General features: G+C 72.1%; 11 protein-coding genes. 9 read left to right on the forward strand and 2 right to left on the reverse strand.

What is annotated here, in order from left to right:
* Positions 1–52: 52 nt before the first annotated feature.
* Together ppsR and DK412_RS23505 are read right to left on the reverse strand one after the other, a co-directional pair.
* Positions 53–1465: a transcriptional regulator PpsR gene (gene ppsR / locus DK412_RS23500; RefSeq protein WP_109973935.1), complete on the reverse strand. Its 1413-nt coding sequence runs from the start codon at positions 1463–1465 to the stop codon at positions 53–55.
* An 80-nt stretch (positions 1466–1545) separates the two neighbouring features.
* Entirely contained in the window at positions 1546–2319 is a 774-nt protein-coding gene (locus DK412_RS23505; protein WP_245447209.1) for a cobalamin B12-binding domain-containing protein, read from the reverse strand.
* A 383-nt stretch (positions 2320–2702) separates the two neighbouring features.
* On the opposite strand from DK412_RS23505, the gene bchF reads away from it, so the two are divergent.
* From bchF to puhB, 9 genes are all read left to right on the forward strand, one after another.
* Positions 2703–3194: a 2-vinyl bacteriochlorophyllide hydratase gene (gene bchF / locus DK412_RS23510; protein WP_109973937.1), complete on the forward strand. Its 492-nt coding sequence runs from the start codon at positions 2703–2705 to the stop codon at positions 3192–3194.
* Complete coding sequence (locus DK412_RS23515) at positions 3191–4480, forward strand: ferredoxin:protochlorophyllide reductase (ATP-dependent) subunit N (protein ID WP_109973938.1); 1290 nt, start codon at positions 3191–3193, stop codon at positions 4478–4480. The genes bchF and DK412_RS23515 overlap by 4 nt, the downstream gene beginning before the upstream one ends.
* Before the next feature lie 4 nt (positions 4481–4484).
* On the forward strand, positions 4485–6020 hold the full coding sequence (bchB, locus tag DK412_RS23520; RefSeq protein ID WP_109973939.1) for a ferredoxin:protochlorophyllide reductase (ATP-dependent) subunit B: 1536 nt from the start codon (positions 4485–4487) through the stop codon (positions 6018–6020).
* A complete protein-coding gene (locus tag DK412_RS23525) occupies positions 5995–9711 on the forward strand; it encodes a magnesium chelatase subunit H (RefSeq protein ID WP_109973940.1) in 3717 nt (1238 codons plus the stop codon). Before bchB ends, DK412_RS23525 begins: the two co-directional genes overlap by 26 nt.
* A complete protein-coding gene (gene bchL / locus DK412_RS23530) occupies positions 9708–10598 on the forward strand; it encodes a ferredoxin:protochlorophyllide reductase (ATP-dependent) iron-sulfur ATP-binding protein (protein ID WP_093570012.1) in 891 nt (296 codons plus the stop codon). Before DK412_RS23525 ends, bchL begins: the two co-directional genes overlap by 4 nt.
* Positions 10598–11299 (forward strand): magnesium protoporphyrin IX methyltransferase, encoded by a 702-nt coding sequence (gene bchM, locus DK412_RS23535; protein WP_109973941.1) that lies wholly within the window; start codon positions 10598–10600, stop codon positions 11297–11299. Before bchL ends, bchM begins: the two co-directional genes overlap by 1 nt.
* Complete coding sequence (locus tag DK412_RS23540) at positions 11296–12702, forward strand: MFS transporter (protein ID WP_109973942.1); 1407 nt, start codon at positions 11296–11298, stop codon at positions 12700–12702. The genes bchM and DK412_RS23540 overlap by 4 nt, the downstream gene beginning before the upstream one ends.
* A gap of 101 nt (positions 12703–12803) precedes the next feature.
* The gene (gene puhA, locus DK412_RS23545; protein ID WP_109973943.1) at positions 12804–13595 is read left to right on the forward strand and encodes a photosynthetic reaction center subunit H; all 792 of its coding nucleotides are present in this window, start codon (positions 12804–12806) and stop codon (positions 13593–13595) included.
* Positions 13592–14215, forward strand: coding sequence for a photosynthetic complex putative assembly protein PuhB (gene puhB, locus DK412_RS23550; RefSeq protein ID WP_245447211.1), 624 nt, complete (start codon positions 13592–13594; stop codon positions 14213–14215). The genes puhA and puhB overlap by 4 nt, the downstream gene beginning before the upstream one ends.
* Positions 14216–14218 lie beyond the last annotated feature (3 nt).

The raw sequence follows: 14218 nt of genomic DNA on the forward strand, positions 1-14218 counted from the left end.
GTGTCAAGCGCGCTTTACACTCTCGTCCACGCCGTCGCGAAGACGTGCGCGCTCACTCAGCGCCGTCATCCGCCTCTTCCGTTCCGTCGAGGTCGCCGAGGCCGTAGCGGCGCATCTTGGCGTAGAAGCCCTGCCGGCTGAGGCCCAGCATCTCGGCCGCCGAGGCGCGGTTGTCGTGGGTGATGCGCAGGGCCGCCTCGATGCAGAGGCGCTCGATCAGGTCGGTGGTCTCGCGCACCAGGGCCTTCATCGACACGCGGCCGACGAGCTCGGTCATGTGCTCGACCGAGCGCGGCAATTCGCGCCCGCCCGGCGCCACGGCGGCGACGCGGCGGGGCAGGGTGCGCAGGGTGAAGCCGAAGCAGGGCCGGTCGCCGCCCGGCACCGAGACCGCCGCGACCTCGACCTCGTCGAGCGCGCCGAACTCGCCCCGCACCACGGTGGCGAAATGGCGCACCGAGCCGTGCTCGGTCAGGGTCGTGAACAGGGCGGCGATCTCGGTGCCCTCGCGCCCGAGCCAGCGCTCCAGCGATTCGCCCTTGGCCTGATGCTCGGTGGCGAGCTGGGCGAGGTCGAGGAAGGCGGCGTTGGCGCCGATGATGCGCCGGTCGCGGTCGGTGACGACGAAGCCTTCGGGCATCGCCTCGATCACCTCGAGCGCGCCCGAGCGCGGCGCCACCGGATGCGGGGCCGGATTGAGGGCGGCGAGGCGGACCAGGATGTTCATCCCGGCCTCCTCGCGAAACAAAGTGGCGGAGACCCGCGCTTCGCCGCGCCGCTGGGCGAGGCGGGCGGTCAGATCCTCCGCCTGCCCGGTGAGGCGCAGGCCCACCAGCAAGGCCTGGACGGCGCGGGCGCCTTCGGGCTCGAACAGGTCGACGAGGTCGCGCCCGACGATGCGCTTGACCGCCCGGCCGAGGAGCCGGGCGGCGGCCGGGTTGATCTCGGTGACGCGGCGCGTGCCCGCATCGACGATCAGGATCGGCTCGCCGGCGAGCTGGAACAGCACGCGGTAGCGGGTCTCGGCGCTGCGCAGGCGGGCATAGTCGCGCTCCAGGGCCTGCTGCGATTCGGTCAGGCGCTGCTGCAGGGCCGAGAGCGCCCGGAGATCCCGGCCGATCACGATGATGCGGTCGTCGTCGGGCACGCGCAGGGCCGCGTAGCGGATCGGCACGTCGACGCCGCCCTGCGCGGAGGGGTGGTTGACCTGGCGCCAGCGCGTGACCGCGTGGGGGGCGGCGTCCTCGATCAGGCTCAGGACCTTCGGCCGGCTCTCCGCCGTCACGGTGTCGATCCAGCGCCGGCCGAGCCAGCTGTCGCCCGCCTCCTCGTACAGGCCGTCGGCGCCGAAGGCGGCGTCGCGGATCACGCCTTCGCCGTCGACGACGAGGGACACGTCGCTGGCGGCAGCGACGAGGCTACCCGTCATCCGGGGATCGAGGCGGGAGACGGCGTCTCGCAGCACCGCGAACGATTCCTTCGCAGCAGGGCTCAGGGGTCTGTTCAAGGGTCACCAACACACGCCGACCGTATCGAACAGGTCTTTCAGCAGGCTCTAATCCGCAGATCAAGCAAGCTTTGCACGATTCCGGGTGCATCGCGCGCATCGTCGACGACCGCGTCGGCGCCGGCGAGCCGGATTCGGTCGGGCCGGCCGTGGAAGGCGGGGCCGCCGACGATCACCTGCAGGTCGCGGTTGCGCGAGGCGCGCCGCAGCACCGGCACCGCCGCGACCAGCCGATCGAGGCAGACGTCGCAGGAGAGCGCCAGGCCGATCACGTCGAACCACTCGGTCCGCAGGCGCTCCAGGGCGTCGGCGAGATGGGGGTCGAAGCTCGTCGTCACCTCCCAGCCGGCCTCGGCGAAGAAGTGGGCCGCCAGCGTCAACCCGAAGGTATGGGTCTCGCCCGGCGCCGGCACCAGCAGGACCCGCCGGCTCGCCGGATCGACCGGATGCGGGTCGAGGGACAGCGTCTCGAGGTCGTGGACGAGGCGGCGCAGGCGGGCCATCGCGGTCGTCACCTGGACGAAGTCGCAGAGGTCCTCCTCCCACAGCCGGCCGATATGCCGGGCGGTGGGGGCGAGGAGCCCGGTCAGCACCTCCTCGAGGCTCATGCCGTCCGCGATCAGGCCGCGGATCTCCGCCAGCACGTCGCGGTCTTCGGGCAGCAGCAGCAGGGCGCCGAGGCGGCCGATATCGTCGGCCCCGCTCAGGCGAGCCGGAAAACGGCGCACCGGCCGTTCGCTGCGGTGGGCGAGCATCAGCCGGGGAATGATCTCGGCCTCGACGACCTGAGCGAGATCGTCCCGCCAGCGCAAGCGCCTTTGTACTCCCCCGGAGTTCATGTCGAGGGTAGACCGATCACGAAACGCGCGGTCACGCGGGCCCGGCCTATCGCCGGGCAATGTGCCGGACTGTGCTTGATCTCCCACCGGCACCTCCCCGATGCTCAGGAAAATCGAGTTTTCTCGACCTTGTGTCGGGTATTCTACCTTGGGAGCGCCGTTGTGGGGCGGCGTCATCCGGATTCATTCCAGGATACAGCCTCGGCGGCGCGCCGCAAGGCGCATTCGTGAGACCCTCCCCGGATTGTCATCACATTCAACTGTCAACTTAGGTTGACACTCCGGCGCCGCCGGCCCTAGGTTTCCTCCATCGGCATCCGCGGCCAACGCGGGTCGGACAGGTGAGGGCAGGCGCGATGGCGACGTCCACGGACCGGCCGTTTCTCTACAGCGAAGCCGAGCGCCGCCGCCGGGACGCCTCACCCTGGACCCTGGTCCAGGGGGTCTTGGCGCCGCTCCAGTTCGCGATCTTCCTCATCAGCCTCGCCCTCGTCTCGCGCACGCTGGCGACTGGGGAGGGGGTCGCTCTCGCCAACGCCTCGGTGGTGGCCAAGACCCTCGCGCTCTACGCGATCATGGTCACCGGCTCCCTCTGGGAAAAGGCGGTGTTCGGGCGCTACCTCTTCGCCCCGGCCTTCTACTGGGAGGACGTGGTCAGCATGCTGGTGCTGGCGCTCCACACCGCCTACCTGGTGGCGCTGGCGACGGGGGCTCTCGGCACCGCCGGGCTGATGCTGCTGGCGCTCGCGGCCTACGCCAGCTACCTCGTCAATGCCGGCCAGTTCCTGCTCAAGCTGCGGGCCGCCCGGCTGCAGGCCCCCGCCTATGCCGTGGGGGTCGCCCGATGACGGCGCTCGCCACTCCCCTCGCGTCCCCCGTCCCTTGTGGCCCCGAGATCCGCCACGAGCGCGGCCAGCGGGCGGTGTTCTGCGGGCTGACCGGCATCGTCTGGCTGCACCGCAAGATCCAGGACGCGTTCTTCCTGGTCGTCGGCTCGCGCACCTGCGCCCACCTGATCCAGTCGGCCGCCGGGGTGATGATCTTCGCCGAGCCGCGCTTCGCCACCGCGATCATCGAGGAGCGGGACCTCGCCGGCCTCGCCGACGCGCACGAGGAGCTGGACGGCGTCGTGCGCCGCCTGCTGGAGCGCCGGCCCGACATCAAGCTCCTGTTCCTCGTCGGCTCCTGCCCGTCCGAGGTGATCAAGCTCGATCTCGGCCGCGCTGCGACGCGGCTCTCCGCCAGCTTCGCCCCGGACGTGCGGGTGCTCAGCTATTCCGGCAGCGGCATCGAGACGACGTTCACTCAAGGAGAGGATGCCTGCCTCGCCTCCCTCGTCCCGGATCTGCCGCGGGGCGCCCAAAACGACTCTTCCGACCAGTCGCTCCTCGTCGTCGGGGCGCTGGCCGACGTGGTCGAGGACCAGTTCGCGCGCTTGTTCGCCGATCTCGGTATCGCCGACGTGCGCTTCCTGCCCGGGCGCCGCGCGGCGGACCGGGCGCCGGTCGGCCCGAACACCCGCTATCTCCTCGCCCAGCCCTTCCTCACCGACACGGCGCGTGCCCTGGAGAACCGGGGCGCGACCCGCATCGCGGCGCCGTTCCCGCTCGGCGCCGAGGGCACGACCCTGTGGCTGGCGGCGGCCGCCCGCGCCTTCGGGATCCCGCCGTCGCGCCTCGTCGCGGTGACCGAGGCCGGCCGCGCCCGGGCCGCGCGGGCGCTCCAGGCGCATCGTGCGGCCCTCAGCCGGCGCCGGGTGTTCTTCTTCCCCGATTCGCAGCTCGAAGTGCCGCTCGCCCGCTTCCTGTCGCGGGAAATGGGGGCGGAGCTGATCGAGGTCGGCACGCCCTACCTGCATCGCGGCCACCTCGCCGAGGACCTGGCGCTGCTGCCCGGCGGCACGGTGGTGACGGAGGGGCAGAGCCTCGACGATCAGCTCGACCGCTGCCGGGCGGCCCGGCCCGACCTCACGATCTGCGGCCTCGGCCTCGCCAACCCGCTGGAGGCGGAGGACCTCGCGACCAAGTGGTCGATCGAGCTCCTGTTCACCCCGATCCAGGGCTACGAGCAGGCCGGCGACCTCGCCGGTCTGTTCACCCGACCGCTTGCCCGCCGCGCACGGCTGGAGGGCTAGGACCATGCAGCTCACGCTCTGGACCTACGAGGGGCCCCCTCACATCGGTGCGATGCGGGTCGCCACCGCGATGCGCGGCCTGCACTACGTGCTGCACGCGCCGCAGGGCGACACCTACGCCGACCTGCTCTTCACCATGATCGAGCGGCACGGCGCCCGCCCGCCGGTGACCTACACCACCTTCCAGGCCCGCGACCTCGGCTCCGACACCGCCGAGATCTTCAAGCAGGCGGTCGCCGCCGCCTATGACCGCTTCCGCCCGCAGGCGATGATCGTCGGCGCCTCCTGCACCGCCGAGCTGCTGCAGGACGACCCGGCCGGGCTGTCGCGGGCGCTCGGCCTGCCGATCCCGGTGATCCCGCTGGAGCTGCCGGCCTACCAGAAGAAGGAGAACTGGGGCGCCTCCGAGACCTTCTACCGCGTCGTGCGGACGCTCGCCGGCCCGCGCACCGACCCAGCCCGGATCCAGGCCAGCTGCAACATCCTCGGGCCGACCTCGCTGGGTTTCCGCCACCGCGACGACCTGCGGGAGGTGCGCGGGCTCCTCGGGGAACTCGGCATCGTGGTGAACGTCGTGGCGCCGCTGGGCGCCACGCCGACCGATCTCGGGCGCCTCGGGAACGCCGCCTTCAACGTCGTCCTCTATCCGGAAGTCGCGCGCAGCGCCGCGCAATGGCTGGAGCGCACCCACGGCCAGCCCTTCGTCGAGACGACGCCGATCGGCGTGAAGGGCACGACCGCCTTCGTCGAGGCGGTGGCGGCGCTCGCCGGAATCGATCCGGTACCGGTCCTCGACGGGGAAGGCTCGCGCCTGCCCTGGTACTCCCGCTCGGTCGATTCGACGTACCTGACGGGAAAGCGCGTCTTCGTCTTCGGCGACGCCACCCACGCGGTCGCGGCGGCCCGGGTCGCTTCGCGCGAGATCGGCTTCTCCGTCGTCGGGCTCGGCACCTACTCGCGCGAATTCGCCCGCGAGGTGCGGGCGGAAGCCACCGCCCACGGCATCGAGGCGCTGATCACCGACGATTACCTGGCGGTCGAGGCGGCGATCGCGGCGGCGCAGCCGGAACTGGTGCTCGGCACCCAGATGGAGCGCCACATCGCCAAGCGTCTCGGCATCCCCTGCGCGGTGATCTCGGCGCCGATGCACGTGCAGGACGTGCCGGCCCGCCACGCGCCGCAGATGGGCTTCGAGGGCGCGAACGTCCTGTTCGACACCTTCGTCCACCCGCTGATGATGGGGCTGGAGGAGCACCTGCTGGCGATGTTCCGGGACGACCCGGAATTCCATGACGGTGTCGCCCCTTCTCACCTCGGCGGCCGGCCGCGCGAGGAGGCCGCGACGGTCCTCGTCGCGGCGCCCGTCACCGCCGACGTGCCGGTGGTCTGGTCGATCGAGGCCGAGCGCGAGCTGAAGAAGGTCCCGTTCTTCGTGCGGGGCAAGGCCCGCCACAACACCGAACGCTTCGCCCGCGAGCGGGCGCTCCCGCTCATCACCGTCGAGACCCTGTACGATGCCAAAGCGCATTTCAGCCGGTGAGAGGGTGAGCGCGCTGCCGGAGCTGCGCGTCGTCATCGTCACCCTCGACAACCACCTCGCCGGGGCGGTGGAGCGGGCGCGCCGGGTGCTGGCGGAGACGGCGCCCACCCTCGTCCTCGGCTTCCACGCCGCCGCCGAGTGGGAGACCGACCCCTCGGCCCTCGAGGCCTGCCGGGCCGATGTCGCGCGAGCCGACATCGTGCTCGCGGCGATGCTGTTCATGGACGAGCACGTCCGGGCGGTGCTGCCGGCGCTGCTCGCCCGCCGCCCGCATTGCGACGCGATGGTGGGTTGCCTCTCGGCGGCCGAGGTCGTGCGCACCACCCGGATGAACCGCTTCGCCATGGACGGGTCGCAGCGCGGCGCGCTCGACTTTCTGAAGCGCCTGCGCGGCAAGTCGGGCCCCGGTGGGACCCAGGGCAGCGGCGCGCGCCAGATGGCGCTGATCCGCCAGATCCCCCGGATCCTGCGCTTCATCCCGGGCTCGGCCCAGGACGTGCGCGCCTATTTCCTGACCCTGCAATACTGGCTCGCCGGCTCGGACGAGAACGTCGTCAACCTCGTGCGCTTCCTCGCCGGCCGCTACGCCGCCGGTCCGCGCGCCGCCTGGCGCCGGCATCTCACGGCCGCCGAGCCCCTGGCCTATCCGGAGACCGGCCTCTACCACCCGCGGCTTGCCGAACGCGTGACCGAACGCCTCGACTGGCTGCCGGCCTCCGGCAAGGGGGGCCGCGTCGGCCTCCTGCTGATGCGCTCCTACGTGCTCGCCGGCAACACCGCCCATTACGATGGGGTGATCGCGGCGCTCGAAGCGCGCGGGCTCACGGTCGTGCCGGCCTTCGCCAGCGGGCTCGACAACCGCCCGGCGGTCGAAAAATTCTTCCTGCGCGACGGCCGGCCGGCGATCGACGCGCTGGTGTCGCTCACCGGCTTCTCCCTCGTCGGCGGGCCGGCCTACAACGACGCCGCCGCCGCGAGCGCGATGCTGGCGCGGCTCGACGTGCCCTACCTCGCGGCGCAAGCGGTCGAGTTCCAGAGCCTGGAGCAGTGGGAGGCCTCCGCCCGCGGCCTGTCGCCGGTCGAGGCGACCATGATGGTGGCGATCCCGGAACTCGATGGCGCAACCGCCCCGATGGTGTTCGGTGGCCGCGCCGCCGGCGGGGCTGAGTCCCGCGACATGGCGGTGCATCCCGAGCGAACGGCTCGCCTGGCCGACCGGGTGGCGCGGCTCGTTGCCTTGCGGTCCCGCGCACGGGCCGAGCGCAAGGTCGCGGTGGTCCTGTTCAATTTCCCGCCGAATGCCGGCGCCACCGGCACCGCCGCCTTCCTGTCGGTGTGGGAATCACTCCACCGGGTGCTCCGGGGCCTGGAGGCGGACGGCTATTCCGTCGAGGTCCCTGAGAGCGTCGAGGCCCTGCGCGCCCGGGTGCTCGACGGCAATGCCGCCCGATACGGCACGCCGGCCAACGTCGCCCACCGCATCTCGGCCGACGAGCACGTGCGGCGCGAGGCGCATCTCGCCGAGATCGAGGCGCAGTGGGGCCCGGCGCCGGGCCGCCACCAGAGCGACGGCGGCGGGATCCTGGTGCTCGGGGCCCACTTCGACAACGTCTTCGTCGGGGTGCAGCCGGCCTTCGGCTACGAGGGCGACCCGATGCGCCTGCTGTTCGAGCAGGGTTTTTCCCCGACCCACGCCTTCTCGGCCTTCTACCGCTACCTGCGCGAGGACTTTTGCGCCGACGTCGTGCTGCATTTCGGCACCCACGGGGCGCTCGAATTCATGCCCGGCAAGCAGACCGGGCTGTCGGCCGCCTGCTGGCCCGAGCGGCTGATCGGTGCGCTGCCCAATATCTACCTCTACGCCGCCAACAACCCGTCGGAGGGTACCCTCGCCAAGCGCCGGGCGGCGGCGACGCTCGTGAGCTACCTGACCCCGAGCCTCGCCCAGGCCGGGCTCTATCGCGGGCTCATCGATCTGAAGGCGTCGCTGGAGCGCCGCCGCGCCCTGCCGCCGGAGGATGCGGCCGAGCGGGAAAAGCTCGCGATCCTCATCCACGGCCAGGCGCTCGCGCTCGACCTCGCCGAGGGCGAGGAATGGGGCGAGGGTGCGGAACAGCGCATCGCCGCCCTGTCGGTGCGGCTCGTCGAGCTCGAACACACCCTGATCCCGCACGGCCTGCACGTGGTGGGGCAGGGCACCCCGGCGGAGGAGCGGGTCGACCTGCTGCTGGCGCTGGCCGAATCCATCCACGGCCTCGCGCCGGGCCGCGCCGGCATCGCCCGGCTGGTCGGGGGCGCCGCGCCGGAGGAGGCGATCGCGGTCGCGGGCCTGTCCGCCGACGATGCGACGCTCGCCGCCTTCCGGGCGCTGGCCGAGACCGACCGGCTGCTCGCCGAGGACCACGAGATCCCGGCCCTGCTGCGCGCCCTCGACGGCCGCTTCCTCGCCCCGGTCGCCGGCGGGGACGTGCTGCGCTCGCCCGCGATCCTGCCGACCGGGCGCAACCTGCACGGCTTCGACCCCTACCGGATCCCGAGCGCCTTCGCGCTGGCCGACGGCCGGGTCCAGATCGAGCGGCTGCTCGCCCGCCACGCGGCCGATGGCGGCACCTATCCGGAGAGCATCGCGCTCGTCCTGTGGGGCAGCGACAACCTGAAGAGCGAAGGCGCCCCGGTCGCCCAGGCCCTCGCGCTGATGGGCGCCGCGCCGCGCTTCGACGGCTACGGCCGGCTCTGCGGCGCGGTGCTGATCCCGCTCGAAGATCTCGGACGCCCGCGCATCGACGTGGTCGCGACCCTCTCGGGCATCTTTCGCGATCTGCTGCCGCTCCAGACGAAGCTTTTGGCGGAAGCCGCCTATCTCGCCGCCACCGCCGACGAGCCGGAGGCGCTGAACTTCGTGCGCAAGCATGCGCTCGCCCATCAGGCGGCGCAGGGGATCGACATCGAGACCGCGGCGCTCCGGGTCTTCAGCAACGCGGAAGGAGCCTACGGCGCCAACCTCAACCACCTCGTCGATTCCGGACGCTGGGAGGACGAGGCCGAGCTGTGCGAGACGTTCTCGCGCCGCAAGAGCTTCGCCTATGGCCGCACCGGCCAGCCGGAGCCGCGCCGCGCCCTGATGCAGGCGGTGCTGGCGCAGGTCGACCTCGCCTACCAGAACCTCGATTCGGTCGAGGTCGGGGTGACCAGCGTCGACCATTACTTCGACGGGCTCGGCGGCATGGCCCGCGCCGTGGCGAAGGCCCGGGGCAATGCGGTCCCCGTCTATATCAGCGACCAGACCCGCGGCGAGGGCCGGGTGCGCTCGCTCTCCGAGCAGGTGGCGCTGGAGACCCGCACCCGCATGCTCAACCCGAAATGGGTCGAGGGGATGCTGGGCCACGGCTACGAGGGCGTGCGCCAGATCGACCAGCACCTCACGAATACCGTGGGCTGGTCGGCCACCACCGACCAGGTCGCGCCCTGGATCTACCAGCGCATCACCGAGACCTACGTCCTCGACGAGGCGATGCGCGAGCGCATGGCGGCGCTCAACCCCGCCGCCTCGGCCAAGGTCGCCCACCGCCTGATCGAGGCGCATCGGCGCGGCTTCTGGACCCCGGACCCCGAGACCCGTGCCGCCCTCGACCGGGCCGAGGAGGCCCTGGAGGACCGGCTCGAAGGCATCACCGCGGAGGCTGCCGCATGAACATCGCGATCCGAAACCCCGTGCCGCGGCGGGAGGAAGGAAGCCTCCAGGTCGCCCTCGACCCGGACATCCGCATCGAGACCGCCAAGGTCTTCGCCGTCTACGGCAAGGGCGGCATCGGCAAGAGCACGACCTCGTCGAATCTCTCGGTCGCGTTCTCGAAGCTCGGCAAGCGCGTGCTCCAGATCGGCTGCGACCCGAAGCACGATTCGACCTTCACGCTGACGAAGCGCCTGGCGCCCACCGTCATCGATGCGTTGGAAGCGGTGCAGTTCCACTCGGAGGAGCTGCGCGTCGAGGACTTCGTCGTCGAGGGCTATAACGGCGTGCGCTGCGTCGAGGCGGGGGGACCGCCCGCCGGCACCGGCTGCGGCGGCTACGTCGTCGGGCAGACGGTGAAGCTCCTGAAGGAGCATCACCTTCTGGAGGACACCGACGTGGTGATCTTCGACGTGCTCGGCGACGTCGTCTGCGGCGGCTTCGCCTCGCCGCTCCAGCATGCCGACCGGGCGCTGATCGTCACCGCCAACGACTTCGACTCGATCTTCGCGATGAACCGCATCGTCGCGGCGATCCACGCCAAGTCGAAGAATTACGGCGTGCGCCTCGGCGGCGTCATCGCCAACCGCTCGGCCAAGACCGACGAGATCGACCGGTTCAACGACGCGGTCGGCCTCAAGCGCCTGGCGCATTTCCAGGATCTCGACGTGGTGCGCCGCTCGCGCCTGAAGAAGGCGACGCTGTTCGAGATGGATCCCTCGCCGGAGCTGCTGGCGGTGCAGGCCGAGTACCTGCAGCTCGCCGAGCAGCTCTGGGCCGGCGTCGATCCGCTCCCGGCGGTGCCGATGAAGGACCGCGACCTGTTCGAGTTCCTGGGCTTCGACTGATGACCAGCTCCACCTACGCCACCCGCCGGGCCCAGCTCGAAACCTATTTCGACCGCACCGCCGTCGAGGCCTGGGCGCGGCTGACCTCCGACGCGCCGGTGAGCCGGATCCGCGCCACCGTGCGGGCCGGCCGCGACGCGATGCGGGCCGAGCTCCTGTCCTGGCTGCCGGCCGACCTCACCGGGCGGCGCCTGCTCGATGCCGGCTGCGGCACCGGCGCGCTCGCCGTCGAGGCGGCGCGGCGCGGCGCCGAGGTCGTCGCCGTCGACGTGTCGCCGACGCTGGTCGATCTTGCCCGCGAGCGCACCGCGAGCCTGCGGCTCCCGGGCCGCCTCGATTTCCAGGTCGGCGACATGCTGGACGAGGGGTGGGGCCGCTTCGACCACGTCGTGGCGATGGATTCGCTGATCCATTACCGCACGCCCGACATCGTCCGGGCGCTGGCGGCGCTCGCCCGCCGCACCGACGCCTCGCTCCTCTTCACCGTCGCGCCGCGCACCCCGCTGCTCACCGTGATGCACGCCGCCGGCCGCCTCTTCCCCCGCGGCGACCGGGCGCCGGCGATCGAGCCGGTCGGCGAGGGCTCGTTACGCCGCCGCATCGCCGCCGATCCGGGCCTCGCGCCCTTCACGGTGGCCCGCAGCCGCCGGGTCGATTCCGGCTTCTACCTCTCGAACGCCCTGGAGCTGGCGCGCCGATGAGCACGGCCCACCGCCTCGCCCGGGCGCTCGCCGCGCTCGGGCCCCGCTACCTGCCCTTCGCGGATGCCGCGACCGCCGAGCTGCCGCTCGGCCGGCTCCTGCGCCTGTCGCTGTTCCAGGTCACGGTCGGGATGGCGGCGGTGCTGCTGATCGGCACCCTCAACCGGGTGATGATCGTCGAGCTCGAGGTGCCGGCCTGGATCGTCGCCGTGATGCTGGCGCTGCCGCTGCTGGCCGCTCCCTTCCGGGCGCTGATCGGATTCCGCTCCGACACCCACCGCTCGGTGCTGGGCTGGAAGCGGGTGCCCTACTTGTGGTTCGGCACGCTGCTGCAATTCGGCGGCTTCGCCATCATGCCGTTCGCGCTGCTGATCCTGTCGGGGGACACGACCGGGCCGATCGTGATCGGGCAAGCCGCGGCGGCGCTGGCCTTCGTGCTCGTCGGCGCCGGCCTCCACACCACGCAGACGGTGGGGCTCGCGCTCGCCACCGACCTCGCGCCGGCCCATGCCCGCCCGAAGGTGGTGGCGCTGCTCTGCGCCATGCTGCTGGCCGGCATGATGGCGAGCGCCGTGGTGTTCGGGCTGGCTTTGCACGCCTTCTCGGCGATCCGGCTGATCCAGGTGATCCAGGGCGCGGCGCTCGCGACGCTGATCCTCAACGGCATCGCCCTGTGGAAGCAGGAGCCGCGCGATACCTCCCGCAAGGCCCAGGCACCGCGCCGCTTCGGCGATGCCTGGCAGGCCTACGCGGCCCAGCCGCAGGCGCGCCGGCGCCTGATCGCCACCGGGCTCGGCACGGCGGGGTTCAGCATGCAGGACATCCTGCTCGAACCCTATGGCGGCCAGATCCTGCACCTGCCGGTCGCCGCCACGACCGCGCTGACCGCGGTGCTCGCCGTCGGCGGCGGGGCGGGGCTCATCACCGCGGCGCGCTGGCTCAACCGCGGCGGCGATCCGTTCCGGGTCGCGGCGGCCGGCGCGGTCGTCGGCATCGCGGCCTTCTCGGCGGTGGTCTTCGCCGCGCCCTTGAGCTCCGGCAGTCTCTTCGCCTGCGGCGTGGCGCTGATCGGCGTCGGCGGCGGCCTCTTCGCCCACGGCACGCTCACCGCCTCGATGGCGGGCGCGCAAGCTGAGCAGACCGGGCTGGCGCTCGGCGCCTGGGGCGCCGTGCAGGCCTGCGCCGCGGGCCTCGCCATCGCGGCGAGCGGCATCCTGCGCGATCTCGGCTCGGCGCTCGCGGTCTCGGGCCGCCTCGGCGAGGCGCTCGCAGAGGCCTCCACCGGCTACCTCGTCGTCTACCACATCGAGATCGGGCTCCTGTTCGCCACCCTCGTGGCGATCGGGCCGCTGGTGCGCCGGCCCGGTCGCGCCCCGCTCACCGCCCGTCCGGCCCTGTCCTAGAGCAGCGCGCACGCGCGCCACTCTAAGTTTTTGATTTTGCTGCATTTTCTTCCGCGAACCGGTGTCCAGTTCGTCAGAAACTGCTCTGGAAGGAGGCCATTATGCCCAAGGGTGCCCTCACAGGTTATCTCGACGTCGCGCAAGTGGTGCTCTACGCCTTCTGGATCTTCTTCGCGGGTCTCGTCTTCTACCTGCGCCGCGAGGACCGCCGCGAGGGCTACCCGCTCGAATCCGAGACCCATGGCGGCCTGAAGGGCTGGGACTGGCTCTTTCTGCCGTCCCCAAAAACCTTCCTGATCGCCGACGGCTCGGCGGTGCTGGCGCCGCGCCCGCATGAGGGGCCGGTCGGCGAACTCAGGGCGGTCAAGCTCGAACCCTGGCCCGGCGCCCCGATCGTCCCGACCTCGACCGACGATTCCCGCCTCGCCGACGGCGTCGGCCCCGGCGCCTACGCCCTGCGCGCCGAGCGGCCGGACCTGACCTGGGAGGGCAAGACCCGCATCGTGCCGATGCGCGTCGCCGACGAGTTCACGGTCTCGGCGGACGATCCGGATCCGCGCGGCCTGCCGGTCTACGGCGCCGACGGGGTGCTGGCCGGCACCGTCACGGAGATCTGGGTCGATCGCGGCGAGTCGCTGCCGCGCTACTACGAGATGGAGATCGAGGGCGCCCGCGACCGCACCGTGCTGATCCCGGTGACCTTCGCGGACCTGCACCGCTTCAGCCGGGAGAAGAAGATCGTCGTCGCGGCCCTGCTCGCCCGTCAGTTCGCCGGCGTGCCCCAACACCGCGACCCCGACAGCATCACCCTTCGGGAGGAGGAGCGGGTCATCGCCTATTACGGCGCCGGCACGCTCTACGCCACCGACGCTCGCCAGGAGCCGCTGCTGTGACGGACGCTCTTCCTCACGGGCTGCCCGGCCCGCTGCCGAAGGGCGAGCGCCTGCTGTGGCAGGGCCGCCCGATGCTCCTCAGCCTGGCGCGCCGCGCCTTCCACGTCGATCTCGTGGCGGTCTATTTCGGCGGGCTCGCGCTCTACCAGGCGGTCTCGGCCGGGCGGACCGCGGCGGCCTGGCCGGTCCTGCTCGCCGGCGCGCTGGCGCTCGCGATCCTGTTCCTCCTCGCCTGGGGCGCCCGCCGCACCACGGTCTACACCCTGACCGACCGGCGGCTGATGCTGCGCATCGGCATCGCGCTCCAGATGGACATCAATCTCCCGCTCAAGGAGATCGAGAGCGCCGCCTTCCGCCGGCTCAGCGACGGCAGCGGCGACCTGCCGCTGCGGCTCAAGCCCGGCGTGCGGCTGGCCTACCTGCATCTCTGGCCGCATGCCCGGCCCTGGCGCCTGTCCCGGCCCGAGCCGATGCTGCGCTGCGTGCCGGACGCCGAGGCGGTCGCCAAGCGCATCGCCGCGGCGCTCGCCGAGGCGAACGGCCAGCCGGTGCAGGCCCTGCCGCCCGCCGCCGAGACCGCCTCCGTCCTCCCCGGCCGCCTCGCGGCGGCGGGCCACTAGGGA

The sequence above is a fragment of the Methylobacterium sp. 17Sr1-1 genome, assembly GCF_003173775.1.
In the GTDB taxonomy this organism is placed as follows: domain Bacteria; phylum Pseudomonadota; class Alphaproteobacteria; order Rhizobiales; family Beijerinckiaceae; genus Methylobacterium.